The organism is Pseudomonas alkylphenolica, from assembly GCF_004025535.1.
Taxonomy (GTDB): Bacteria; Pseudomonadota; Gammaproteobacteria; order Pseudomonadales; family Pseudomonadaceae; genus Aquipseudomonas; species Aquipseudomonas alkylphenolica_A.
The window spans coordinates 78,009-103,201 of the sequence record NZ_QJRG01000033.1 but is presented as its reverse complement, the minus strand read 5'-3'; the positions used below and the strand labels follow the sequence as shown (position 1 = coordinate 103,201).

The following is a 25,193-nucleotide window of genomic DNA, read 5'->3' as shown; positions in this document are numbered from 1 at the left end:
GACCCTATAGCAGCTTGTAGTACAACGCCGTCGCCCGGTAGGTGCCGTCGGGGCTGCAGGCATACTGCGGGATCTCACCGGCCTTGGTGTACCCCAGCGCCCGGTAGAACGCCTCGGCCCCGGACCCGGCCTCGGTGTCCAGGTACAGCATGCCGCGCTGTTTCTGCCGGGCTGTCGCTTCCAGCACCTGCATCAGCTGTTGGCCCAGGCCGTGGCGCTGCGCCTGGCTGTGCACCAACAGCTTTTGCACTTCGGCGCGATTCAGGCCATTGGGCTTCTGGCACAACCCCAACTGCACGCTGCCAATCACTTCCTGATCCTTGCTGACCACCCACAGCAGCAATTCGCCGCTGCTCAGGCGCTGTTTCACTTCATCGAAGTAGCTGTTGGCCTGCTGCGCGTCGATATCGTCCAGAAATCCCACCGAGGCACCGTGGCGAACCGCATCCAGCAACAACGTCACCAGGCCGTCGCGAAAGTGGGCAAGGCTTTCATGCGTGACACGATGAAGGTGCGCAGCATTCATTCGGCATTACTCCTTGGCGCTTGGGGCCGCGCCGGGGTTGAGGATCAACTGCATGAAGGTCAGGTCCAGCCAGCGGCCAAACTTCACCCCCACCTGCGGCATTTGCCCGTTGAGGGTAAAGCCCAGGCGTTCATGCAGGCGGATCGAGGCGGCGTTGCCGCTTTCAATGGCGGCAACCATGACGTGCTTGTCACTGTTGCGGGCGCGTTCGATGAGCGCCTGCATCAGCAGTGGCCCCAGGCCGTTGCCACGCTGATCGCTGCGGATATACACCGAGTGTTCGACGGTGTGGCGAAAGCCTTCGAAGGGGCGCCAGTCGCCAAATGAAGCATAGCCGAGCACCTGCGCCGGGTCCGTGGCCGCCACGGCCACCAGAATCGGGTAGCGCTGGGCCTGGCGGGCGTCGAACCAGGCCTGGCGGTTGGCCAGATCAACGGGTTGCTCGTTCCAGATCGCCGTGGTGTTGAGCACGGCGTCGTTGTAGATGTCGCGAATACCCGGCAGATCGGCGGGTACGGCATCACGAATCAGGTAAGTCATGACGTTTTCTCGAAGGTGTACGAACTGTCGCCCAGATTAAATGGTTACCAGGCCGCGCACACCTTCGGCCTCCATGTTTTCGCCACGCCCGGCCTGGACAATCTCCCCCCGTGACATCACCAGGTACTGGTCGGCCAGTTCGGCGGCAAAGTCGTAGAACTGTTCGACCAGAAGGATGGCCATGTCGCCGCGGGCGGCCAGCTTGCTGATCACGGCGCCGATTTCCTTGATGACCGAGGGCTGTATGCCTTCGGTGGGTTCATCGAGGATCAGCAGGCGCGGCTGGCTGGCCAGGGCGCGGCCGATGGCCAGTTGCTGTTGCTGCCCCCCTGAGAGGTCGCCGCCGCGGCGGTGCTTCATTTGCAACAGGACCGGAAACAGTTCGTAGATGAACGGTGGGACACTTTTCGCCTGGCTGGCACTAAACCGTGAAAGGCCCATCAGCAGGTTTTCCTCGACCGTCAGGCGCGGGAAGATTTCACGGCCCTGGGGGACGTAGGCGATACCCGCCTGCACCCTCTGGTGGGGCTTGAAGCCGGTGATGGTCTGGCCTTCCCATTGCACGCTGCCTTCGCGGGTGGGCAGCAGGCCCATCAAACAGCGCAGCAAGGTGGTTTTGCCAACCCCGTTGCGGCCCAGCAGGCAAGTCACTTCGCCGACCTTTGCCTCGAATGACAGGCCGCGCAGAATGTGACTGCCGCCGTAGTACTGATGAAGTGCATCGATTTTCAGCATGTCTGATACCCGTCGTTTGTCTGTTCCGGCCTCATCGCCCCAGGTAAACCTCGATCACCCGATCGTCGGCCTGCACCTGCTCAAGCGACCCTTCGGCCAGCACACTGCCCTGGTGTAACACCGTCACGTGGTCGGCAATGCTGCCGACAAAGCCCATGTCATGCTCGACCACCATCAGCGAATGCTTGCCGGCCAGACCCTTGAACAACTCGGCGGTGAACTCGGTTTCGGCATCGGTCATACCCGCCACTGGCTCATCGAGCAGCAGCAGTTGCGGGTCTTGCATCAACAGCATGCCGATCTCCAGGAACTGCTTCTGGCCGTGGGACAGCAGCCCGGCCGGACGCTGGGCCGAAGCGCTCAGACGAATGGTCTGCAGCACCTCGTCAATGCGGTCGCGCTGTTCGCCGCTCAGCCGCGCAATCAGGCTGGCCAGCACCGATTTGTCGGCCTTTTGCGCAAGTTCCAGGTTTTCGAACACACTCAAGGCCTCGAACACGGTTGGCTTCTGGAACTTGCGACCGATACCGGCCTGGGCGATTTGCACTTCGCTCATGCGGGTCAGGTCCAGGGTGTCGCCGAACCAGGCCTTGCCTGTAGTCGGGCGGGTCTTGCCGGTGATTACATCCATCAGGGTGGTTTTGCCGGCGCCGTTGGGGCCGATGATGCAGCGCAACTCGCCAACACCGATGTACAGGTTCAGGGCATTGAGGGCTTTGAAACCGTCGAAGCTGACACTGATGTCTTCCAGGGTCAGTACCGTGCCGTGGCGGGCATCCAGGCCCTGGCTGCGGGCCTGGCCGAGGCCGATGGCATCGCGGCCGCTGCCGGCGTCGAGGACCGGCTCGAGCATGAACTCGGGGTGGGCCGGTGGCAGTGGAATGGCTCTCATTGTTCGCCCCTCTTCTTCAGCAGTCCGACCACGCCCTTGGGCAGGTACAAGGTCACCAGGATGAACAGCGCGCCCAGGCAGAACAGCCAGTACTCGGGAAAGGCGACGGTGAACCAGCTCTTCATGCCGTTGACCAGGCCGGCGCCAAGCAACGGGCCGATCAGGGTGCCGCGCCCACCCAGGGCGACCCACACGGCGGCTTCGATCGAGTTGGTCGGTGACATTTCGCTGGGGTTGATGATGCCCACCTGCGGCACATACAGCGCCCCTGCCAGGCCACACAGCACTGCGCTCAACACCCAGACGAAGAGCTTGAACCCCCGTGGGTCGTAGCCGCAGAACATCAGGCGGTTTTCGGCATCGCGCAGCGCGGTCAGCACCCGCCCGAACTTGCTCCGGGCCAGGCGCCAGCCCAGGTACAGGCTGGCTACCAGCAAGCTGACCGTAAGCAGGAACAGTACGGCCCGGGTGCTTTGCGCAGTGATCTCATAGCCGAGGATGCTGCGAAAGTTGGTGAAGCCGTTGTTGCCGCCAAAGCCGGTCTCGTTGCGAAAAAACAGCAGCATGCCGGCGAAGGTCAGCGCCTGGGTCATGATCGAGAAATACACGCCCTTGATCCGCGAGCGGAAGGCGAAGAAGCCGAACACCAGGGCCAGCAGGCCCGGCGCCAGCACCACCAGGCACAGGGCCCAGGCGAAATGCTGCGTGCCGGCCCAGTACCAGGGCAGCTCGGTCCACGACAGGAAAGTCATGAACGCGGGCAGGCCATCACCGGCGGCCTCACGCATCAGGTACATGCCCATGGCATAGCCGCCCAGCGCAAAGAACAGCCCGTGGCCCAGCGACAGTAGCCCGGCATAGCCCCAGACCAGGTCCAGAGCCAGGGCGACGATGGCATAGCAGAGGATCTTGCCGACCAGCGTCAGGGTGTAGGCCGAGACGTGCAGGCTGTGGCCCTCAGGCAGCAACGACAGCAGTGGCAGGGCCAGCAGCACCAGCAGGACGACTGCGCCGGTGGCCAGAGTCCAGCGCGGGCCGGCTTTCTGGCTGGCAGTAACAAGCAGAGGCTGGTTCATCAGTCGATTACCCGTCCCTTGAGTGCGAAGAGGCCTTGCGGGCGCTTCTGGATGAACAGAATGATCAGTGCAAGGATGAGGATCTTGCCGAGCACCGCACCGATCTGCGGCTCCAGCAACTTGTTGGCGATGCCCAGGCCGAACGCTGCCCACAGGCTGCCGGCGAGCTGGCCGACGCCGCCCAGTACCACCACCAGGAAGGAATCGATGATGTAGCTCTGGCCTAGGTCCGGGCCGACGTTGCCGATCTGGCTCAAGGCCACGCCACCGAGCCCGGCGATACCGGAACCGAGGCCGAAGGCAAGCATGTCCACACGCCCGGTAGGCACGCCGCAGCAGGCAGCCATGTTGCGGTTCTGGGTGACCGCCCGTACGTTCAGGCCCAGGCGGGTGCGGTTCAACAGCAGCCAGGTCAGCAGCACCACAAACAGGGCAAAGCCAATGATCACCAGGCGGCTGTAAGGCAGCACCAGGTTGGGCAGTACCTGCAGGCCGCCAGAGAGCCAGGCCGGGTTGGCCACTTCAACGTTCTGAGCGCCGAACAACAGGCGGATGGCCTGGATCAGGATCAGGCTGATGCCCCAGGTCGCCAGCAGGGTTTCCAGCGGACGTCCGTACAGGTGACGAATCACCGTGCGCTCCAGCAGCATGCCGACCCCGGCGCTGACGGCGAACGCCACCGGCAAGGCGATGAGCGGATAGAACTCGATAGCGCCCGGCGCGTAGCGTGCTATCAGCACCTGCACGACATAGGTGGCGTACGCCCCGAGCATCAGCATCTCGCCGTGGGCCATATTGATGACCCCGAGCAAGCCAAAGGTAATCGCCAGGCCGAGGGCGGCGAGCAGCAGGATCGAGCCCAGTGACAGGCCGCTGAAAGCCTGGCCGAGCAACTCGCCGAACAGCAGCTTGCGTTTGACCTGCGCCAGGCTGGTTTCGGCGGCGGTGCGCACATTGGTGTCGGTTTCCACGCCCGGTTCGAGCAGGGCTTCGAGGCGCGTACGGGCCATGGGATCGCCAGTTTCGCCAAGCAAACGCACGGCTGCCAGGCGTACCGATGGCTCTGGGGCGGCCAGTTGCAGGTTGGCCAGCACCAGGCCGAGCGCCGCGCGCACGGCGGCATCCGCCTCGATGGCATAGCGTCGGTCGAGAAATGCGACTTGGGCCGGTTGCGCGCTTTTTTGCAGCTGTTGAGCGGCGGCCAGGCGCACCTTGGCCACATCGCTGAGCAGTTGATGGCTGGCTAAAGTGTTCTCCAGCAACCCGCGCAGACGGTTGTTCAGGCGTAGTTTGCGCGTGTCTCCCTCGGCAATGCGCCCTTGATGCAGGTTGTCCAGCAACGGCAGGCGGGCGGCGTCGGGTTGTGCGGCCCAGCCTTCGAGCAGGCTGACCTGTTCGGCGGGCTTGGCGGTGATGAAATATTCGCCTTCGCTGGCCTGGGTTGCCAAGGGCAACAGCAGGAGGAGGGTGAGCAGGAGTCTGAGCATGCGGGCAATCCTGAAAGTCGGCGGTGGATGCTTCGCGGGTGAACCCGCTCCCACAGATTCGGTGTGGTTCTTTGTGGGAGCGCGTTCACCCGCGAATGGGCCGCACAGCGGCCCCAGTGGCTCAGTTACCCTTCACCGCATAATCCGGCCGCTTGTCATTGCCCGGAATGAACGGGCTCCACGGCTGTGCCCGCAGTGGCTGCTCGGTTTCCCAGACCACGTTGAACTGACCGTCATCCTGGATCTCGCCGATCATTACCGGCTTGTGCAGGTGGTGGTTGGTCTTGTCCATGGTCAGGGTGTAACCAGACGGTGCCTTGAAGGATTGCCCGGCCAGCGCTTCACGGACCTTGTCGACATCGGTGGTACCGGCTTTTTCCACTGCCTGGGCCCACATGTGAATACCGACGTAGGTAGCCTCCATCGGGTCGTTGGTCACGGCCTTGTCGGCGCCTGGCAGGTTCTTGGCTTTGGCGTAGGCCTTCCAGTCGTTGACGAACTGGGTGTTCACCGGATTCTGCACCGACTCGAAGTAGTTCCACGCAGCCAGGTGGCCGACCAGGGGTTTGGTGTCGATCCCGCGCAGTTCTTCTTCACCCACCGAGAAGGCCACTACGGGCACGTCGGTGGCCTTCAGGCCCTGGTTGGCCAGCTCTTTGTAGAACGGCACGTTGGAATCGCCGTTGACGGTGGAGATCACCGCCGTCTTGCCGCCGGCAGCGAACTTCTTGATGTTGGCGACAATGGTCTGGTAATCGGCATGCCCGAACGGTGTGTAGACCTCTTCGATGTCCTTGTCGGCGACGCCTTTGCTGTGCAGGAATGCGCGCAGGATCTTGTTGGTGGTACGCGGGTAGACGTAGTCGGTGCCAAGCAGGAAGTAGCGCTTGGCACCGCCGCCTTCTTCGCTCATCAGGTATTCCACCGCGGGGATCGCTTGCTGGTTGGGAGCGGCGCCGGTGTAGAAGACGTTGGGCGACATTTCTTCGCCTTCATACTGCACGGGGTAGAACAGCAGGCCGTTGAGCTCTTCGAACACCGGCAGGACCGACTTGCGTGACACCGAAGTCCAGCAGCCGAAGACCACGGCAACCTTGTCCTGGGTCAGCAACTGGCGGCCCTTCTCGGCGAACAGCGGCCAGTTCGAGGCCGGGTCGACCACCACCGGCTCGAGCAGCTTGCCGTTCACGCCGCCCTTGGCGTTGATTTGCTCGATGGTCATCAAGGCCATGTCCTTGAGCGACGTCTCGGAGATCGCCATGGTGCCCGACAGCGAATGCAGGATGCCGACCTTGATGGTCTCGGCGGCCTGGATGCTCCAGCTCAGGCCCATCGCGGCGATCGATGCGCTGAGGGTGAAGGCCTTGATCAGACTGCGACGATTCATTGTGCTCTCTCCGATGAGATGGTTTTGGTGTTGGCCAGACGGAGATTGCAAGGGGTGTGCCGAGAGGCGGGAATTGGCGCAATAGAGGGGTTGTGCGATGAATCGGGGCGCAGGGCGGGGCCAGCTTGGTGCTTGGCGAAGGTGCGTGCACAGCATTGGGGCCGCAGTGCGGCCCATTCGCGGGCAAGCCCGCTCCCACAGGAGGGTCAGTTGCTGTTGGTGTTGCGCACTGCCGTGCGCGGGTGCCGCTTGCTGCGCACGAACTGATAGGTGACGGCCAGGATCACGAACCAGATCGGGGTGACCAGCAGCGCCGCACGGGTGTCGTCTTCCAGGCTCAGCAGCACCAGGATGCCGGCAAAAAACACCAGGCACACGTAGCACATGAAGCGCCCGCCCGGCATTTTGTAGTTCGATGCCTGGTGCAGTGCTGCGCGTTGTTTGCGGTAGCTCAGGTACGACAGCAGGATCAGCGTCCAGACGAACATGAACAGCACCGCCGAGACCGTGGTGACCAGGGTGAACGCCTCGACCACGTCGGGTATCAGGTAGATCAGCACGGCGCCCAGCAGCAGGCAGGTGCAGGAGAAGTACAGGCCGTTGGCCGGCACGCTGCGCGACGAGAGTTTCTCGAACGCCTTGGGCGCATCGCCTTCCTGCGACAGGCCAAACAGCATGCGGCTGGTGGAAAACACCCCGCTGTTCGCCGAAGAGGCTGCCGAGGTGAGGACCACGAAGTTGATAATGCTCGCCGCGGCCGGCAGGCCGGCCAGCACGAACAGCTCGACGAACGGGCTCTTGCCCGGTACCACGTCGCGCCACGGGGTCACGGCCATGATCGCGATCAGGGCGAGCACATAGAACACGATGATGCGGATCGGGATCGAGTTGATCGCCCGGGGCAAGGTGCGCTCCGGGTTCTTCGCTTCAGCGGCGGTAGTACCCACCAGCTCGATGCCGACGAAGGCGAACACGGCTATCTGGAAACCGGCGAAAAAGCCCAGCACCCCGTTGGGGAACATGCCGCCGTCGTTCCACAGGTTGGCCAGGTCCGCAGTGCGTCCGGACGGTGACTGGAATCCGGTGATGACCATGTACAGGCCGGTAACGACCAGGCCGAGGATGGCGACGATCTTGATCATGGCGAACCAGAACTCCACTTCGCCGAACATCTTCACGGTGATCAGGTTCAGCGACAGCAGCACACCGACGCAGGTCAGCGCCGGTATCCACTGCGGCAGGTCGGGGAACCAGAACTGTGTGTAGGCAGCGATGGCGACGACGTCGGCAATACCGGTGACCACCCAGCAGAACCAGTAGGTCCAGCCGGTGAAGTAGCCGGCCCAAGGGCCGAGCAGGTCGGCGGAGAAATCGATGAACGACTTGTAGTTGAGGTTCGACAGCAGCAGTTCGCCCATGGCACGCATGACGAAGAACAGCATGAAGCCGATGATCATGTAGACGAAGATGATCGAAGGGCCAGCCAGGCTGATGGTTTTGCCCGAGCCCATGAACAGGCCGGTGCCGATGGCGCCACCGATGGCAATCAGCTGGATATGACGGTTGGACAGGCTGCGTTGCAGGTGATCGTGTTCGTCCGTCGAGGGGTGTTGCGGGGATGAATTCGCGGTCATGTGAGTGGCATTCCGTTTAGTGCTGTTCGCAAGTGCGCGGCTAGGCTAACACGCGCGTTCCCGGCGCAGACGTGACAATACGTCTCAAGTCCGAAGCTGGCGTGATCATCGTCAGCGTTTGCGCATCAGTCCGATAAAAAACAAGCCACCGATGGCGGCGGTAGCAATTCCGATAGGTAAGTCCTCGGGGGAGATCAGGGTCCGTGCGGCAACGTCGACCCAGATCAGAAACAGGCTGCCCAGCAGCAGGCAAACCGGCAGCAGCCGGGTGTGTTCGGCGCCGACCAGGCGCCGGGCGATGTGCGGCACCATCAGGCCGACGAAGCCGATCGAACCGCTGATGGCCACCAGCACGCCGGTCAGCAGCGAACACAGCAGAAATGCCAGCAGGCGCACCGAGCGCACATTCAAGCCGAGGGTGACTGCCGTCTGCTCGCCGGCCATCAGCGCATTCAGCGCGCGGGCCATGCCCAGCAACAGGGCGAGCCCGAGCAGGACGCTGATGGCCGGAATCGGCAGTAACTCCCAACGCGCCAGGCCCAGGCCGCCGAGCATCCAGAACATCACCGCCGAACTGGCACGGTGATCGCCAAGAAACAGCAACAGATTGGCGATCGCCATCATCACAAAGGCCACCGCCACCCCGCACAGCAGCAGGCGATCACTGTCCAGGCGGCCATGGCGACTGGCAATGGCCAGCACCAGCAACATGCTGCACAGCGCGCCGATAAAGGCGGCGAGCGGCAGGGTCAGCACCCCGAGCAACTCACCGATGTGCAGCACCACCAGCACGGCGCCGAGGGTAGCGCCAGAGGTGACGCCGAGCAGATGCGGGTCGGCCAGCGGGTTGCGGGTCACGGCCTGCAGCACCGCCCCGATCATCGCCAGGCCGCCTCCGACCAGCGCGGCCAGCAGCATGCGCGGCACCCGGATGAGCCAGACGATGTGTTCCTGGCCTGTGCTCCAGGCGGGTGTCTCGGGGGCTATGCCGGCGACCTTGAACAGCAGCACGCGCCAGACTACCTCGACGGGCACCGGCGCAGCGCCAAAGCCCAGGGACACCACGCAAGACACCAACAGCAGGCCGATCAAACCGAGCAACAACAGGCGATAGCGACTCATACGCCGTGCAGGCTCGCGGCGATGGTTTCGATGGCGTCGACGTTTTCCAGGCTCGGCGTGGCGGCCACATAGGGAATCACCACGAAGCGTTTGTCGCGGATAGCCTGCACCGATTGCAGCGCCGGGTGCTGTTCGAGGAACGCTTGCTTCTGCGCGGCGCTGACTTCGCCGTAGTCGACGATGACAATCACTTCGGGGTTGCGCTCGACCACGCTCTCCCAGTTCACCCGGGTCCAGCTCGCCTCGATGTCGTCGAGTACATTGCGTCCACCGGCAGCCTCGATCAGGGCCTGCGGCATGCCCAGGCGGCCAGAGGTCATGGCCCGGTCTTCACCGCTGTCATAGAGAAATACCCGTGGGCGTTTGGCCGGCAGTTGCTGCTGCACGTCGGCCACGCGCTGCTGCATCTGGCCGATCAACGCTGCGGCTCGGTCCTGCACATCGAAGATCCTGCCCAGGTTGCGCAGGTCGGTGTAGGTGTCGTCGAGGCTGGCAGCTGGGCGCTTCATGACGAAGGCGCACGACTCGGTCAGCTCGTAGACCGCGATGCCCAGCGGGGCCAGGGTCTGCGGGGTGAGGTCGCCTCCGACGCGCATGCCGTAATCCCAGCCGGCAAAGAAAAAGTCGACGTTGGCGTTGAGCAGGGTCTCGACCGAAGGGTACTTGGCCGCCAGCTCCGGCAGGCCATCCAGCTCCTTGCGCAGCGCCGGTGTGACGGCCTTCCAGCCGCTGACACCGCTGTAGCCGACCATGCGCGGGCGCAAGCCGAGGGCGAGCATCATCTGGGTCATGTTGATGTCATGGCTCAGGGCATGCTCGGGCGCCTTGTTGAATGTCACCTGGCGGTTGCAGCTCTGCACGCTCAACGGGTACTGGGTTGCCTGGGCAAACGCACTGCTGCTGGCGAGCAGGCCCAGCAGCACAAACAGAGTGGTTCGGATCATCGCTGGGTTATCCAGGTAAGGCGTGGGTGGTCGGCGAGTGGATGGCGGTCGACCAGTGCCTGCACGCCGAAGACGTCGTGCAGCAGGTCGGTGGTGAGTACCTCGGTCGGTGTGCCGCTGGCAACGATGCGTCCGTGATCCAGCACATACAGACGATCGCAGAATGCCGCCGCCAGGTTCAGGTCATGAATGCTGGCCAGGGTGCCAACCCCTAGGCGGCGTACCTGATGCAACAGCTCCAGCTGGTAGCGCGGGTCAAGGTGGTTGGTCGGCTCATCGAGAATCAGCAGGTGCGGTTGCTGCACCAGCGCCCTGGCCAGGATCACCCGTTGCTTCTCGCCGCCTGACAGGCTGGCGAACGCATGGTCGTCGAAGCCGGCGAGGCCGACGGTCTGCAGTGCCGCAGCCACCCGTTGACGGTCTTCGTCGGTGTCACCCTCGAACAGGCTTTTGTGCGGCGTGCGCCCCATCGCCACCACTTCCTCGACATTCAGGCCGAAGGCATCGGGAAACTCCTGCAAGACCACAGCAATTCGCTGTGCGCACCAGCGCGGTGACTGGCGCCACAGGTCCTGTTCATCCAGGCGTACCACGCCACGCTCGGGCTTGTTGAACCGGTAGGCGCAGCGCAGCAGGCTGGTCTTGCCGCTGCCGTTGGGGCCGATCAGGCCGACGAATTCACCGGCCCTGACCTGCAGGTTGATCTCGCGCAGCTGGAACTGATGATGACAATGGCCGTGGCCCAGGGGCGACCAGTGCAGGTCGCTGATACTCAGGGTAGTCATGAAGGTCCTGCAGACCTGCCAGGGCCATTGCTGGCAGGTCCGTGTCGAAAACGGGCGCTTATGTTAGCGGATTTGTGCGCAGCAGCGGCGGTGCATAGCGGTCAAGCAGCCACACCAGCAGCATCGAGCCGCCCACCAGCGGAAAGGCAGCGCCCAACAGCAGCATGATCACCGTCGCGGTTTTCCAGCGCGGCAGGTCGTGGCGAATCGGCGGTACGCCCAGGCCGCCTTCGGGACGCCGCTTCCACCACATCACCAGGCCACTGACCGAGCCCAGCAGGATCATCAGGCACACCAGCAGGATGATTATCTGGTTGAGCGGGCCGAACATCTTGCCTTCATGCAGCATCACCCCGAGCTCGGTGGCACGGGCAACGCCGTTGTAGTCTTGCCAGCGCACATCCACCAGTACCTTGCCGGTGTACTGGTCGATATGCAGTGTGGCGTCGTTGCGTGGGTCGTCGGCGAACACGGCAATGGTGTACACACCCTGGGCCGAGGTCGGCAGGGTGATGCTGTAGCCGGGGGCAACCGCCTGCGCAGTGGCCAGGTCCTGGATGTACTGCAGGCTGACCTGGGGAGCGGCCGGTGTCATGGCACCCATGTCGTGACCCTGATGCTCGGCGTGAGCGCCGGACTGCGGCATCGGCGTATTTTCCACCGCCCACGGCACGGTCTGGCGCGAGGCAGTATTGAGGTCGCGGGCCTGTTGATCGGACTTTGGCACTTCGTTCCACATCGCGGCCGGAAAGCGGTTCCAGACATCGGCGTATTTCGCGCCCCAGAAGCCGGTCCAGGTCATGCCGCTGAGCAGCATCAGCAGCAACAGCGCCGATCCCCAGAACCCGGTCACGGCGTGCAGATCGCGCCAGAGCACGCGCCCGCGCGCATTCAGGCGCGGCCACAGTACACCGGCGCTGCGTTTGCCCCTCGGCCACCAGAGGTACAGGCCGGACACCACCAGCACCACGCCCCAGCCGGCGGCCAGTTCGATCAAGCGGTCACCGACGGTGCCGATCATCAGTTCGCCGTGCAGCGCGCGGGCCACGGCCTGCAGGTTGCTTTTGGCGTCCTGTTCACCGAGCAGCGTGCCGTCATACGGGTTGATGAACACATTCAGTTCACGACCACCGTCCTTCACCACGAACTGGGCACTGCGGTCGCTGGCAATGGCAGGCAGGTACTGGCTGACCTGGCCTTTGGGGTAGGTGTCGTGCACACGTTGCAGCAAGGCATCGGCATTTTGTGTGTGGTGGCCGGCTTCGACCACCATCAAGTCGCGGTACAGCAAGGGATCAAGCTGCGGCTTGAACAGGTAGATGATCCCGGTAACCGCCAGCAGGATCATGAATGGCGCAACGAACAGCCCGGCATAGAAATGCCAGCGCCAGGCCAGGTTGTAGAAGGTCATCGACGGTTTGTTCATGTGAAGCGCTCCCATGTTGCCTGGGGTAAGCGCGATCATTGATCGCGCCTTTGGTGGTGAATCAGAAACTCAGGTCGACCTTGGTCCAGAGCGTGCGCCCTGGTTCGTTGATTGCCTGTGGATCAGTGGCCGGGTAGCCGAACCCGGCATTGCCTGCCAGGTTCAGGTGCTCGGCGTAGGCCTTGTCGAACAGGTTGTCGACGCCGGCACTGAGCTTGAGGTTTTTACTGACCCGGTAGCTGCCGTTGAACGAGAACACGCCGAAACCTGCGCTCTTCTCGTAGTCCTTGCCGACCACGTTGCCGTAGTTCTCGGCAATGCGATTTTGTGCGGCGACGACGCGCCACAGGGCACCGGCGCTCCAGTCGTCACGGCTGTAGGTCAGGCCCAGGCGGCTCTCCAGCGGCGGCATTTGCGGCAGTGCCTTGCCGTCGCTGCTGTTCTTGCCCCAGGCGTAGGCCAGGGTTGCATCGGCTTTCCAGTTGGACGTCAGCCTGTACGCGGCGCCGAGTTCGCCGCCCATGATCCGCGCATCCACGTTCTGCGCCCGGCTGCTGCTCATGCCCATCATGTCGGTGCGGTAGTCGAACAGGATGTAGTCGCGGATCTGCCCGACATAGCCCGAAGCCCAGGCTTGCAGGTCGTCGGTCTGGTACTGGATGCCGAAGTCGAGCTGGGTGGTTTTTTCCGGCTTGATGCTGTCGAAGGCATTAACCGAACCGGCCGGCCCCGACTTGGGCGAGAACAGTTCCCAGTAGTCGGGGAAACGCTCGGCGTGGCCCAGGCCTATGTAGGTGGTGGCGGGGATTTCCAGCAGGTCGTGTTCGTAGCGCACGAAGCCGCTGGGCAGGGTGTCTGCACGGGTATCATTGCGGGTGGCACTGGTGTCCCGGTAGTCCTTGGCCGAGGCGCGGTCCAGGCGTGCGCCGGTGATCAGGCGGTCCTGATCGGCGGCGTACCAAGTCAGCTCGCCGAACACGCCGTAGTTGTGGAAGTCGGCGTCCTTGGTCCACGGCATGTGCTTGTGCACATCGATGCCCATGCCGCCGCGCTGGCGATGCTCATTGGATTGCGCGTCGACACCGGCGATCAGTTGCAGCTCGTCCCAGCGCCAGGTGCCTTTGATCCGGCCACCCAGTGTACGGCGGTCGACATTGCTGACCATGGGCATGCCCATCATGCCCATGCCTGAAGGCGTGCGCAGACTGTAGTTGTCCATCACATGGTCGGCGTAGTTGTAGTAGACCTGCGCTTCAAGCTTGTCCCAGACTTCGCCAATGTTGGACTTTTCGAAGCGCAACCCGAGGCTTTCGCGCTTGAACTGCGAGCCGTCCATGCCGCGCCCGGCATAACGGGCTTCGCCGTCGCCCTTGCCCGCGGTGAGCTCCACCAGCGTGTCGGCATCCGGGGTCCAGCCGAGGGCGACATCTCCGTTCCACTTGTCCCAGCGCGACGGCACGGTATCGCCGTTGCCGTCTTCGTAGTCGTCCGAATGCGACTGGTTGCCGACAAAGCGTGCGTAGCCCGACTGATTGCCTGCGGCTGTGTCGAGCACCTTGTCGAAGCGGCCGTTGGAGCCGGCGAGCAGGCTGGCATTGACCCGGCTGCCCAGCGCGCCGAATTGCTCGGGTTCCCGATCAAACAAAATGGTGCCGGCGGAGGCACCCGGGCCCCAGATCACGCTTTGCGGGCCTTTGATCACGGTCAGGCGGTCATAGGTTTCCGGTGAAATGTAGGAAGTGGGGACGTCCATACGGTTCGGGCAGGCACCCAGCATTACGCCGCCGTTGGTGAGGATGTTCAGGCGCGAGCCGAACATGCCGCGCAGCACCGGGTCACCGTTGGTGCCACCGGCGCGAATTGCGGAAAAACCAGGGATGGTCTTCAGATAGTCGGCACCGTCGCTGGCCGGTACCGGTTGGCGCGGGTCTTTGGGGTTGGTAACGATGGTCAATGGCGAGCTGGGGGCCACGGCGGTTATCACCGTCGGACTCAGTTCGGCATGCTCGTGCGCCTGCTCGTCGGCGGCCTGGCTTGCGGCCAGGGCCAAGGGGCTGAGCAAGGTGCCGCAAATCGCGACAAAGGTCCCACGCACGGAGGGACGAAAGACAGCAGTACAGCTGGACATAGTGATTCCAACATCGATCAGTCATGAAGGCGCACACGGTCGTCGGCAACAGGCCGGACCGGAAAACGCGACAGGTGAATTCAGACGACGATGAGGGCGGGCGGTGCGCGGGTGCGAGCGCCGGGGAAAACCGTCTGCCGGGCGTAGCCGTGACGGGGCTGTACCGCCAGTGTGGTGGTAGCTGGCGCGGCTTCGGTATTGAGCAGGCTCAGGGCCTGGGGCAGTGCAGGGCAGTGGAAGAACAGGCTGCAATAGCCACACTTCTCCCAGATCACCTGCAGTGAAGGGCTGCTGCTGTGGTGACCGTCGCTGTGGCAATCAGCGCTGCTTTCCATGGACATGCCCATGCCCATGCCTGCCGGCATGGCACGGTGATCCATCGGCATCGACTGGGAAACCAGCGGGCCGATAAAGATCATCAACATGGCGAACAGGCTCAACCAGCTGCCGCGCGCCCGTTTCAGGTCAGGGCGGGCGGGGCGGGTGAGGCGGTTCTGCACGAGGCTCATGATGAGCAGCGCTCAGCGATCAGTGGCTGTGTTCGGTGTGATCGTTGTTTTCGGGCGCCTGCTTCTGCACCAGCACTTCGACAGTGACGTCACCGGCTTTGGCGAAGTGCAGGGTCAGCGGGAAACGCTTGCCGTCCGTCAGCAGGCTGCGATCAGTGGGGTTCAAGAGCATGACATGGTAGGCGCTGGGGGCGAACACCAGGTCTTTGCCGGCAGGTATGTCAACGCGCTGCACCTGCTGCATTTTCATCAAACCGTCCTTGTGCACATGTTCATGCAACTGGGCCTCGGCGCTGATCGGGCTGTCGACACCTGTCAGTGTGTCGTCGCTGCTGCCGTTGTTGTGGATGATGAAATAGGCCGCCACGTTAGGGGCGTTGGGCGGCAGCTCTTGCGACCACGGGTGGGCGATATGCAAGTCGCCCTTGGTGTACTCGTGGGCGATGGCAAAGGTTGCGGGCAGCAGCAGGGTAGCCAGCAGCAGGGCGTTCTTGAACATGGGTGTACTCCAGTCGATTGAGTTCGCAGCGGTAAGCGGAGTGAACTCAGACCAGAGGGGAGGCGCGCGGGTTGAGCGACGGCCATTGCTGGCGCGGCGTAGGCTGGTAGGCCGTGAGCGGTGGCGCCTGTGCACTCATCCACGCCAGGGTCGGGAGCAGTTGCGGCGGGTGCCCGGGCAGTGCCAGCAGCGGCGCCGTACCGGAGCAGCACCAGCAGTGCTGCATGCTGGCGTGGTCGTCACCCTGCTGGCCAATATCGATCTTGCCCAAGGCCATGACCGCGGGTGATGCCTTGGCGCTGACACTCGAACAGAAAGCGCCCCACAACAGTTGTTCGGCCGGCCCTTTTCCCGTCGCAGATGCCAATGGCATTGCCAGCAGGTTGAACAGCACTGCGAAGCAGGCAATCCAGGCAATGGCGGGCCGATGTGAGGGCATGGAGGATCCGGTCAGGCATCAAGTGGTGGCTATTGTAACGCTGAGTGTAGGACAAATTATCAGGGGTGCGGTGAAGTGCCACACCCCGACGGGGACTCATCAGCTCGCCTTGTTGCGGCCCATCAACCCGCGCACGGTTTCCTGCAGGTCGGCCGGAAGCACCACGACCTTGGCGTTGTCGCTGCCGGCCAGATTTTCCATGGCGCCGATGTAGCGCTCGCCCAGCAGATACATCGCCGGGGTGATTTCGCTGCCTACGGCATCGCGTACCAGGGTGATCGAGCGCGCCGAGGCCTCGGCCAGGCTGATTTGTGCTTCGGCATCGAGCCGGGCCGATTGCAGGCGTGCTTCAGCTTCGAGAATCGCCGCCTGCTTGTTGCCTTCGGCACGGGTGACGTCGGCTTTTCGTTCGCGCTCGGCGGCAGCCTGGCGTTCCATGGCGCGCTGCATGTTTTCCGAAGGCTTGATGTCCTGGATCTCTACCGAACGTACTGTCACGCCCCAGTCTTCGGTTTGTTCGGACATCGCTTCACGCAGGCGGGCCTTGATCTGCTCGCGGCTGGAGAGTGCTTCGTCGAGGTCCATGGCACCGACGATGGCGCGCAGCGAGGTCATGGTCAGGCTGGTCACCGCAAACGAAAAGTCCTGTACGCCGTAGGCGGCTTTCTGCGGGTCGACCACCTTGGCAAAGCACAGGGCGTTGGCGACGATGACGGCGTTGTCGCGGGTGATGATTTCCTGTTGCTGCACGTCGAGGATGATGTCCTTGGTGGGCAGGCGGTAGGACACCACGTCCATGTACGGAATGACGATGTTCAAGCCGGGCTTGAGGGTGTTGTGATAACGGCCGAGACGCTCGACGATCCACTCTTCGCCCTGGGGCACGATGCGCACCCCCTTGAACAGGGTGATGATGACGAATGCGGCGATCGTGCCGGCGACGATGAGGCTGGTCATGGGGCAGTGCTTCCTTTGCTGATCAGGCCCGGGTTACCCGGGCGGTATTGCCTTCGATGGCAGCGATGCGCACGCGCTCGCCGGAGGGTATTGCGCTGTCGGCTATACAGACCCACTCCTCGTTGCCGAGGATGGGCTTTTGAAAGCGCACGCGGCCTTTCTGGAATTCGGAGACCGAGGCGGTCAACAGACCGACTTCGCCGATGACGTCATCGGCGGTCCAGCGGGTTTCCGGCTTCTTCTTGCGAAACACCTTGAACCACAGGAACGTGGTGACAGACGAGAGCGCCACCCACAGCAGCACCTGCATGTCGAGCTGCAGGCTCGGGGCCAGGAAGGCGATGAGCGACACAAGCACGGCGCCAATGCCGAACCAGAGAATGAAGAAGGTCGGCAGCACGAGCTCGAGCGCAATCAGGCCGAACCCGAACACCAGCCAGATCCACCATTGCATGTCCATATGGGCGAATTCTTCCAGGGGGAGAAGCGGGCAGTCTATGTCAATGCGTGGCGGCTGGGCTAATCAGAATATTCTGAAACAGGGCCTGAAGTTACAGGTTGAGTGCCGAAACCAGCTCATCAACCGCAAAGAACTCCCGGTCCACCCCTGGCAGCTCAGGCCGTTTCAACACCAGTACCGGTACCCCTCGCTCTCGCGCAACGTCGAGCTTGGGCTCGGTCGCCGTGCTGCCACTGTTCTTGCTGATCAACACGTCGATCTGCCGACGCTCGAACAGGGCGCGCTCGTCTTCGAGATGAAACGGCCCGCGCGCACCAATCACTTCGCAGCGCTCATTGCCGGGGCAGGCCTCCAGGGCGCGCAGGGTCCAGAACTGCTCGGGCGGGATTTCATCCAGGTGTTGCAAGGGTTCGCGACCCAGGGTGAACAGCGGGCGCCTGAATGGGCGCAGGGCTTCGATCAGCTCGGCCCAGCCGGCCACTTCACGCCAGTCGTCGCCGGCTTGTGCCTGCCAGGCCGGACGCCGCAAGGCCCAGCAGGGAACGCCGCTGAGCTGTGCCGCGCGGGCAGCATTGGCGCTGATCTGGGCGGCATAGGGGTGGGTGGCGTCGATCAGCAAGTCGATTTTTTCGGTATGCAGATAAGTCGCCAACCCCTCGGCGCCACCAAAACCGCCGACCCGCACCTGGCAGCCAAGATCGCCTGGTACCCGGCCGATGCCCGCCAGGCTGTAGACATGCTCAGGGCCCAGGGTACGGGCAATGGCCAACGCCTCGGTGATACCACCGAGCAACAAAATACGCTTCATTCAAAGGTTCCTGCGTGGCCCACGATGCCGCCCTGACGGTCGATGGCGAAGACCTCTACCTGAACCTGCGGCGGCACCACACTGCGGGCGAACGCCAGGGCATGGCCGCACACTGCATCACCCAAGGCGATGCCTGCCGCACTGGCCAGGGCCAGGGCTTGCTGGCTGGTATTGGCCTGACGGATCGCGCTTTGCAAGTTACTGTCGGCACCGATGGCCGCGGCCCATACGGCCAACTGTGGCAGGTCGATGCTGGAGTGTCGGCTGTGCAGGTCCATGTGCCCGGCCGCGAGCTTGCTGATCTTGCCGAAGCCCCCGCACAGGCTGAGTTTATCCACCGGGACTTTGCGCAGGTGCTTGAGTACCGCGCCGACAAAGTCGCCCATCTCGATCAGGGCAATCTCCGGCAGGTTGTATACCCGGCGCATGGTGTCTTCGCTGGCGTTGCCGGTGCACGCTGCTATGTGCAGGTAGCCGTTGGTTTTGGCGACATCGATGCCCTGATGGATCGAGGCAATGTAGGCCGAGCAGGAAAAGGGTCGGACGATACCGCTGGTGCCGAGAATCGACAGGCCGCCAAGAATGCCCAGGCGCGGGTTCATGGTTTTCAGTGCGAGCTGTTCGCCATCCTGCACATTTACCGTCACCTCAAAGCCGCCCGTGTAGCCGCACTCATCGGCCAGCCGCTGCAGGTGTTCGTTCATCATCCGCCGCGGCACGGGGTTAATTGCCGGCTCGCCGACGGCGAGGACCAGGCCGGGACGTGTCACGGTGCCAACACCGTGGCCTGCGACAAAGCGCACACCGGGCTCGGGGAACAGGCGCACGCGGCTGTAGATCAGTGCGCCGTGGGTGACATCCGGATCGTCACCCGCATCCTTGAGGGTGCCCGCTTCGGCGCCGCTTTCATGTAGGCGGCAGAATTCGAGGCGCATCTGCACCTGCTTGCCCTTGGGCAGGGTGATCTGCACGGCGTCATGGGCAACACCGCTCAGCAGCAGGCGCGCCGCAGCAAGGCTGGTGGCCGTAGCGCAGCTGCCGGTGGTCAGGCCGCTGCGCAGTGGCGCCGGTTGTTCCTGGGTCTCGTCACGCATCAAGGGGTTTGACCGCTTCTAACAGGGTGATCGGCAAGGCCTGACGCCAGGTATCGAAATCGCCCAGCGGTTGGGCGTGGGCGATGTGGATACGGGTCAGCTCACCACCATGCTGCTCGCGCCAGCTGACCAGCGCCAGCTCGCTCTGCAGGGTCACGGCATTGGCCACCAGTCGCCCGCCCGGACGCAGTTGCTGCCAGCAGTGTTGCAGGACACCTTCACGGGTGACGCCACCGCCGATGAACACTGCATCGGGGCGCTCCAGGCCGGCCAGCGCCAGCGGTGCGCGGCCGCGGACCAGTTGCAGGCCGGGGACGCCAAGGGCGTCGCGGTTATGTTCGATGAGCTGTTGGCGACCTTCATCGGACTCGATAGCCAGCGCGCGGCAACTGGGGTGAGCGCGCATCCACTCGATGCCGATCGAGCCGCTGCCGGCGCCGACATCCCAGAGCAGCTCGCCCGGTTGTGGTGCGAGGCGGGCGAGGGTGATGGCGCGAACGTCACGTTTGGTCAGCTGACCGTCGTGCCGGAAGGCGGTGTCCGGCAAGCCTGCCAGCGGCGATAGGCGCGGCGCATCGGTGGCCGCCCGGCACTCGACGGCCACCAGGTTCAAGTCGGCAACGTGTTCGTGTGGCCAGTGCTCGGCCGTGCCCTCAAGGCGGCGTTCGGCCGCTGCGCCAAGGTGCTCGAAGACCTGCACCCGGCTCGGGCCAAAGCCGCGCTCACGCAACTGGGCGGCAATGGCGGCCGGGCTGCTGCCATCGTTACTCAGCACCAGCAAACGCACGCCGCTGTACAGATGGGCGTTGAGCGCGGCGAGGGGACGAGCCACCACCGACACAATCGTCACCTCCTGCAGCGGCCAACCCAGGCGGGCGGCAGCCAGCGTGCAGGAGGACGGCATCGGCAACACGCTCATCTCGTCTACGTTGAGCTGGCGGGCAAGGCTGGCGCCCACGCCGAAGAACATCGGGTCACCGCTGGCCAGTACACACACCGGCTCACCGCGCAGGGCCAGCACGGGCGCGAGGGAGAACGGGCTGGGCCACAACAGGCGTTCGCCACGCATGCAATGCGGTAGCAGATCCAGCTGACGCTGGCCGCCAAATACTTTCGATGCGCCCAGCAGTGCGCGCCGGGCCTGCTTGCCCAGGCCACTAAAACCGTCTTCACCGATACCTACTACCGTCAGCCACGGCGACATGCGTTTTCCTCAATACCCGGCAATCCGACCGGCAGGCTTTTCATGCCTTCGGACAAAGCAGGCATAATACCGCGCCTTCTACACTGAAGTGCCTTTTCACGATTGTCGGGTGACCTTTTGAACGAGCCTTTTTCGGCCCGCCAGCCCCAGGTTTCGCTACGCCCCTCGGCTTGCCCGGGGTTGCTGCGTATTGTCCAGGCCAAAGACGGCGGCATCTGCCGGATCAAGCTGGCCGGTGGTGCGCTCACGGCTGACCAGGCTGACGCCGTCGCCACTGCTGCCGAGCGTTTTGCCGGCGGCGAGATCGAGGCCACCAACCGGGGCAACTTGCAGATCCGCGGCATTGGCAGCGAGCAGGCCGGGTTGATCGAGCAGTTGCTGGCAGCAGGGCTGGGGCCGCGCGATGCTGCGGCTGACGATGTCCGAAACCTGATGCTCAGCCCAATGGCAGGTGTTGATCCGCAGATGCTGTTCGACACCCGCCCTCTGGCGGAGCAACTGTTGCAGACGCTTGAGACCACGCCACGCCTGCATCAGCTCTCGGCCAAGTTCGCCGTGCAAGTAGACGGTGGTGAAGGCCTGGCGATGCTCGAACACCCCCACGACCTATGGCTCGGTGCCCTGCAGCTGGATGGTGAGCCATGGCTGGCGTTTGGCCTGGCGGGTTGCCCTGCACACGATGCGCCGTTGGGCGCCGTGCCCTTGGTGCAGGGGCATGCTTTGGTGCTGGCAGTGCTCAATCGGTTTCTTGAACTGGCCCGGCCTGAGCAAACGCGCATGCGTCAGTTGCTGACGGAGTGTTCGCCGGAAGATTTCATCGCCGGCTTAGGCCTGAAGATCCGTTGCGACCACGCCGTACAGCAATGGCGCCGCCAGGCAACGGCAGGTAGCGGCTACCTGGGGACTTATCCACAGCTGCAATCGGGCTTGAGCGCTGTCGGTGCCGCAGCGCCGTTGGGCCGTCTGAACCCTTCGATGCTGCGTGGCGCTGCGCGGCTGGCCCGCGAACTGGGCGATGGCAGCCTGCGCGTTACCCCGTGGCAGAGCCTGCTATTGCCGAATATTGCCCGGCACGATGCGTCGGCCGTGACTAGCGGCCTGGCGCAACTGGGCTTGCTGTGTTCGGCCGATGAATCGCTGACCCGCCTGGTGGCTTGCACGGGCTCGGCCGGTTGCGCCAAGGCCCAGGCCGAGACCAAGGGCGACGCCCGGGTACTGGCCACATTGCTCACCCGCGGCGCTCCGGCCAGCGTGCACCTGAGCGGCTGCCCGCGCTCGTGCGCCATGGCCCACGTCGCCCCGGCAACCCTGCTGGCGCAAAGCCCGGGCCACTATGACTTGTATCTGCGTGACGCAGCCCAACCGGGTTTCGGCAGCCTGCGCGCACGCAACCTCACACTGAAAGAAGCCGGCGCACTGTTAGACGCCCGCTCACGGAGCACCCTTGATGATTGATTACATCCGCGATGGTCAGGAGATCTATCGCAATTCCTTCGCGATCATTCGAGAGGAAGCGCGGCTTGATCGTATTCCTGCCGATCTGGAAAAACTCGCGGTTCGGGTGATCCACGCCTGCGGTATGGTCGATGCCATTGATGGCCTGCAATTCTCGCCGGGCGCCGGCAAGGCCGGGCGCGATGCCTTGGCCGCCGGTGCGCCGATCCTTTGCGATGCGCGCATGGTCTCCGAGGGCATCACCCGTGCCCGCCTGCCAGCGAACAACCCGGTGATCTGCACGCTGCGTGACGAGCAAGTGCCAGAGCTTGCCCGTGAACTGGGCAACACCCGTTCGGCGGTGGCCCTGGAACTGTGGCGCCCGCACCTGGAAGGCAGTGTGGTGGTGATTGGCAACGCGCCGACCGCCTTGTTCTACCTGCTGGAGATGCTTGATGCCGGCGCGCCGAAACCAGCGTTGATCCTCGGTTTTCCGGTGGGCTTCGTCGGCGCCGCTGAATCCAAGGCGATGCTTGCCGCGGACAGTCGCGGTGTGCCTTTCGTCATCATGCAGGGCCGCCTGGGCGGTAGCGCCATGGCGGCGGCGGCGGTCAATGCCCTGGCCACGGAGGTCGAATGATGCAGGCTCGTGGACGTTTGCTTGGCCTGGGCGTGGGCCCTGGCGATCCGGAACTGATTACCGTCAAGGCCCTGCGCCTGCTGCGCGAGTCGCCCGTGGTGGCTTACTTCGTCGCCAAGGGCAAGCGCGGCAACGCCTTCGGCATCATCGAAGGTCACCTGCAGCAAGCCCAGACGCTGTTGCCGCTGGTGTATCCGGTGACCACCGAGGCGCTGCCCGCACCGCTGTCGTACGAGCAGGTTATCAGCGACTTTTACGATGAGGCCGCGCTGGAAGTCGCCACCCATCTGGACGCCGGGCGTGATGTGGCGGTGATCTGCGAAGGCGATCCGTTCTTCTACGGCTCCTACATGTACCTGCATGACCGCCTGGCCGATCGCTATGACGCCGAGGTGATTCCGGGTGTCTGCTCGATGCTGGGTGGTGCGTCGGTACTGGGTGCGCCGTTGGTCTATCGCAACCAGAGCCTGTCGGTGCTTTCCGGCGTGTTGCCGCACGATGAGCTCAAGCGGCGCCTGGCCGATGCCGATGCGGCGGTGATCATGAAACTGGGTCGCAACTTCCCCAAGGTGCGCGAGGTGCTGGCTGAACTCGGTCTGGCCGAGCGTGCCCTGTATGTGGAACGGGCGACCATGGCCAACCAGAAGATCGTTGCGCTGGATGAAGTTGATCCCCAGTCGTCACCGTATTTTTCGTTGATCATCGTTCCGGGTGAAAGGTGGCAGGGTTGATGATGCGCAAAGCCCCGGCCATCATCGTTCTCGGTAAAGGCAGCCTGGCCACTGCCCGCAAGATCCAGCAGCTGTATCCGGATGCCTTGATCCATGGCCTGGAGGGCCGGGTCGAGGATGTCGACAGCCTGTACCAGTCGTTTGGTAGTACCTTGCGGCAGCTCTACCAGCAGGACACGCCGATCATTGCCCTGTGCGCCGCCGGCATTGTCATCCGCACCCTGGCCAGCGAGCTGCTGGAGAAGGGCGCCGAGCCGCCAGTGCTGGCCGTGGCCGAGGACGGCAGCGCCGTCGTGCCGCTGCTTGGCGGCTTGGGCGGGGTCAACGTCATGGCCCGTGAAATCGCTGCGGGGCTGGGTGTGGCGCCGGCCATCACCACCAGTGGCGAGTTGCGCTTCGGTACCTGCCTGCTCAATCCACCCAGCGGCTATGCCCTGGCGGATCTTGAGCTGGGCAAGCGCTTCGTCTCCGATCTGCTGGCCGGTGAAAGTGTACGCATCAATGGCACTGCCCCCTGGCTGGAGCAGGCGCAGCTGCCACAGAGCGAACAGGCGCAACTGGCCATTCATGTGGGCTGCGATGCCCGCGAGGCGTCGGCCAACGAGCTGGTGATCTACCCGCGGTGCGTCATGGTCGCAGTCAGCCAGGTGCTGCCGCAGTTGGCTCAGGTTATCCGCGATGGGCTGCGCAGCGCCGGTATCGCCGAGCCAGCACTGGCTTGCCTGGTGGCGGCCGACGAACTCATGGCCGACCCGGCCTTGCGCGAGGCGGCAGACGATCTGGGTGTAACCTTGCGCTTCGCTCCCGGCGCTGCAGATGCCAGTGCATTGGCCGCCTCGGTGCTACCGCAATTGTTGCCAGCGCAGCCGCTGGTCGACGGCCTGGCGCTGGTGGTGTCGAACCAGCCCATCGATCCGCACGGCGTTGGCCGGGCACGCGGCCGCCTGGCGGTGATTGGCCTGGGGCCTGGCGCTGCCGACTTGATGGTGCCCGCCGTCAAGGCCGAGCTGGCGCGGGCCAATGATGTGCTGGGTTATGAAACCTATGTGAGGATGGCCGGCCCGTTTCGCCCCGACCAGGTCCTGCATTGCACTGACAACCGTGAAGAAATGCAGCGTGCCCGGCATGCCTTCGAGCTGGCGGCGCAAGGCCGTTCAGTAGTAGTGGTGTCTTCCGGTGACCCGGGCGTGTTTGCCATGGCTGCGGCGGTGCTGGAGGCTTTGCACGAGTCGAGTGATCCGTGCTGGCATGCCGTTGACCTTGAAATACTGCCCGGTGTTTCGGCATCTCTGGCGACAGCGGCTCAGGCAGGCGCGCCCCTGGGGCATGACTTCTGCGTGCTGTCGCTGTCGGACAATCTCAAGCCCTGGTCGATCATCGAAACGCGCCTGGACCTGGCATGCCAGGCCGATCTGGCGCTAGCGTTCTACAACCCGATTTCGCGATCGCGTCCGTGGCAGCTGGGGCGGGCGCTGGAGATCGTGCGTCAGCATCGTATCGGGACGACGCCGGTAGTGCTCGGGCGGGACATCGGTCGGCCGGGACAGACGCTGCGCGTTGTTCAGTTGCAGGCATTGAAACCGGAGGATGTGGACATGCGCACCATGGTGCTGGTCGGCTCTTCAACCACGGTGACGTTTGATCGCCCAGGCCTGCAGCCGTGGGTCTATACACCGCGCTGGTACGGTCACAAACCCTGAATTGCAGAGGGCTTTTTTCTCGGTGCCTATCGTGGC

The 25,193-nt window shown here is 63.8% G+C and carries 25 protein-coding genes; 4 read left to right on the top strand and 21 right to left on the bottom strand.

What is annotated here, in order from left to right; all coding sequences use genetic code 11:
• Positions 1 to 4 precede the first annotated feature (4 nt).
• The 21 genes from DM813_RS00590 to cbiE all read right to left on the bottom strand — a co-directional run bounded on the left by DM813_RS00590 (position 5) and on the right by cbiE (position 20,652).
• Positions 5 to 526: a GNAT family N-acetyltransferase gene (locus tag DM813_RS00590; protein ID WP_128321510.1), complete on the bottom strand. Its 522-nt coding sequence runs from the start codon at positions 524 to 526 to the stop codon at positions 5 to 7.
• A 6-nt stretch (positions 527 to 532) separates the two neighbouring features.
• On the bottom strand, positions 533 to 1,066 hold the full coding sequence (locus DM813_RS00585) for a GNAT family N-acetyltransferase (RefSeq protein WP_128321509.1): 534 nt from the start codon (positions 1,064 to 1,066) through the stop codon (positions 533 to 535).
• A 36-nt stretch (positions 1,067 to 1,102) separates the two neighbouring features.
• Positions 1,103 to 1,801, bottom strand: a complete 699-nt coding sequence (gene urtE / locus DM813_RS00580; RefSeq protein WP_128321508.1) for an urea ABC transporter ATP-binding subunit UrtE — start codon at positions 1,799 to 1,801, stop codon at positions 1,103 to 1,105.
• Positions 1,802 to 1,832: 31 nt separating this feature from the next.
• On the bottom strand, positions 1,833 to 2,693 hold the full coding sequence (gene urtD, locus DM813_RS00575; protein WP_206617347.1) for an urea ABC transporter ATP-binding protein UrtD: 861 nt from the start codon (positions 2,691 to 2,693) through the stop codon (positions 1,833 to 1,835).
• The gene (urtC, locus tag DM813_RS00570) at positions 2,690 to 3,769 is read right to left on the bottom strand and encodes an urea ABC transporter permease subunit UrtC (RefSeq protein ID WP_128321507.1); all 1,080 of its coding nucleotides are present in this window, start codon (positions 3,767 to 3,769) and stop codon (positions 2,690 to 2,692) included. The genes urtD and urtC overlap by 4 nt, the downstream gene beginning before the upstream one ends.
• Positions 3,769 to 5,256 (bottom strand): urea ABC transporter permease subunit UrtB, encoded by a 1,488-nt coding sequence (urtB, locus tag DM813_RS00565; RefSeq protein ID WP_128321506.1) that lies wholly within the window; start codon positions 5,254 to 5,256, stop codon positions 3,769 to 3,771. Before urtB ends, urtC begins: the two co-directional genes overlap by 1 nt.
• Positions 5,257 to 5,377: 121 nt before the next feature.
• On the bottom strand, positions 5,378 to 6,643 hold the full coding sequence (gene urtA, locus DM813_RS00560) for an urea ABC transporter substrate-binding protein (protein ID WP_128321505.1): 1,266 nt from the start codon (positions 6,641 to 6,643) through the stop codon (positions 5,378 to 5,380).
• 206 nt (positions 6,644 to 6,849) lie between these two features.
• A complete protein-coding gene (gene cycA, locus DM813_RS00555) occupies positions 6,850 to 8,277 on the bottom strand; it encodes a D-serine/D-alanine/glycine transporter (protein WP_128321504.1) in 1,428 nt (475 codons plus the stop codon).
• A gap of 111 nt (positions 8,278 to 8,388) precedes the next feature.
• The gene (locus tag DM813_RS00550; protein WP_128321503.1) at positions 8,389 to 9,399 is read right to left on the bottom strand and encodes a FecCD family ABC transporter permease; all 1,011 of its coding nucleotides are present in this window, start codon (positions 9,397 to 9,399) and stop codon (positions 8,389 to 8,391) included.
• On the bottom strand, positions 9,396 to 10,343 hold the full coding sequence (locus DM813_RS00545; RefSeq protein WP_128321502.1) for an ABC transporter substrate-binding protein: 948 nt from the start codon (positions 10,341 to 10,343) through the stop codon (positions 9,396 to 9,398). Before DM813_RS00545 ends, DM813_RS00550 begins: the two co-directional genes overlap by 4 nt.
• Positions 10,340 to 11,128 (bottom strand): ABC transporter ATP-binding protein, encoded by a 789-nt coding sequence (locus DM813_RS00540; protein ID WP_128321501.1) that lies wholly within the window; start codon positions 11,126 to 11,128, stop codon positions 10,340 to 10,342. Before DM813_RS00540 ends, DM813_RS00545 begins: the two co-directional genes overlap by 4 nt.
• A gap of 58 nt (positions 11,129 to 11,186) precedes the next feature.
• Complete coding sequence (locus DM813_RS00535) at positions 11,187 to 12,554, bottom strand: PepSY-associated TM helix domain-containing protein (RefSeq protein ID WP_128321500.1); 1,368 nt, start codon at positions 12,552 to 12,554, stop codon at positions 11,187 to 11,189.
• 61 nt (positions 12,555 to 12,615) lie between these two features.
• Complete coding sequence (locus tag DM813_RS00530) at positions 12,616 to 14,682, bottom strand: TonB-dependent copper receptor (protein WP_128321499.1); 2,067 nt, start codon at positions 14,680 to 14,682, stop codon at positions 12,616 to 12,618.
• Positions 14,683 to 14,762: 80 nt separating this feature from the next.
• The gene (locus tag DM813_RS00525; protein ID WP_128321498.1) at positions 14,763 to 15,191 is read right to left on the bottom strand and encodes a DUF2946 domain-containing protein; all 429 of its coding nucleotides are present in this window, start codon (positions 15,189 to 15,191) and stop codon (positions 14,763 to 14,765) included.
• A 19-nt stretch (positions 15,192 to 15,210) separates the two neighbouring features.
• Positions 15,211 to 15,690: a copper chaperone PCu(A)C gene (locus DM813_RS00520; protein WP_128321497.1), complete on the bottom strand. Its 480-nt coding sequence runs from the start codon at positions 15,688 to 15,690 to the stop codon at positions 15,211 to 15,213.
• A gap of 46 nt (positions 15,691 to 15,736) precedes the next feature.
• On the bottom strand, positions 15,737 to 16,129 hold the full coding sequence (locus DM813_RS00515) for a DUF2946 domain-containing protein (RefSeq protein WP_128321496.1): 393 nt from the start codon (positions 16,127 to 16,129) through the stop codon (positions 15,737 to 15,739).
• A 99-nt stretch (positions 16,130 to 16,228) separates the two neighbouring features.
• Positions 16,229 to 17,086 carry an SPFH domain-containing protein gene (locus tag DM813_RS00510; RefSeq protein ID WP_128321495.1) on the bottom strand — a complete coding sequence of 286 codons (858 nt, stop codon included), beginning with the start codon at positions 17,084 to 17,086 and terminating at the stop codon, positions 16,229 to 16,231.
• Between the two features lie 22 nt (positions 17,087 to 17,108).
• Positions 17,109 to 17,546 carry an NfeD family protein gene (locus DM813_RS00505; RefSeq protein ID WP_128321494.1) on the bottom strand — a complete coding sequence of 146 codons (438 nt, stop codon included), beginning with the start codon at positions 17,544 to 17,546 and terminating at the stop codon, positions 17,109 to 17,111.
• A 91-nt stretch (positions 17,547 to 17,637) separates the two neighbouring features.
• Positions 17,638 to 18,354 carry a cobalt-precorrin-6A reductase gene (locus DM813_RS00500; RefSeq protein WP_128321493.1) on the bottom strand — a complete coding sequence of 239 codons (717 nt, stop codon included), beginning with the start codon at positions 18,352 to 18,354 and terminating at the stop codon, positions 17,638 to 17,640.
• The gene (locus DM813_RS00495) at positions 18,351 to 19,448 is read right to left on the bottom strand and encodes a cobalt-precorrin-5B (C(1))-methyltransferase (protein WP_128321492.1); all 1,098 of its coding nucleotides are present in this window, start codon (positions 19,446 to 19,448) and stop codon (positions 18,351 to 18,353) included. The genes DM813_RS00500 and DM813_RS00495 overlap by 4 nt, the downstream gene beginning before the upstream one ends.
• Positions 19,441 to 20,652, bottom strand: coding sequence for a precorrin-6y C5,15-methyltransferase (decarboxylating) subunit CbiE (gene cbiE, locus DM813_RS00490; protein ID WP_128321491.1), 1,212 nt, complete (start codon positions 20,650 to 20,652; stop codon positions 19,441 to 19,443). Before cbiE ends, DM813_RS00495 begins: the two co-directional genes overlap by 8 nt.
• Before the next feature lie 117 nt (positions 20,653 to 20,769).
• On the opposite strand from cbiE, the gene cobG reads away from it, so the two are divergent.
• The 4 genes from cobG to cobJ are packed head-to-tail and all read left to right on the top strand — an operon-like array spanning position 20,770 to position 25,157.
• Positions 20,770 to 22,107, top strand: coding sequence for a precorrin-3B synthase (cobG, locus tag DM813_RS00485; RefSeq protein WP_241653115.1), 1,338 nt, complete (start codon positions 20,770 to 20,772; stop codon positions 22,105 to 22,107).
• A complete protein-coding gene (locus tag DM813_RS00480) occupies positions 22,100 to 22,726 on the top strand; it encodes a precorrin-8X methylmutase (protein WP_123565000.1) in 627 nt (208 codons plus the stop codon). Before cobG ends, DM813_RS00480 begins: the two co-directional genes overlap by 8 nt.
• Positions 22,723 to 23,457, top strand: coding sequence for a precorrin-2 C(20)-methyltransferase (locus DM813_RS00475; protein WP_128321489.1), 735 nt, complete (start codon positions 22,723 to 22,725; stop codon positions 23,455 to 23,457). Before DM813_RS00480 ends, DM813_RS00475 begins: the two co-directional genes overlap by 4 nt.
• Complete coding sequence (gene cobJ, locus DM813_RS00470; RefSeq protein ID WP_128321488.1) at positions 23,457 to 25,157, top strand: precorrin-3B C(17)-methyltransferase; 1,701 nt, start codon at positions 23,457 to 23,459, stop codon at positions 25,155 to 25,157. The genes DM813_RS00475 and cobJ overlap by 1 nt, the downstream gene beginning before the upstream one ends.
• The last annotated feature ends 36 nt before the right edge of the window (positions 25,158 to 25,193 follow it).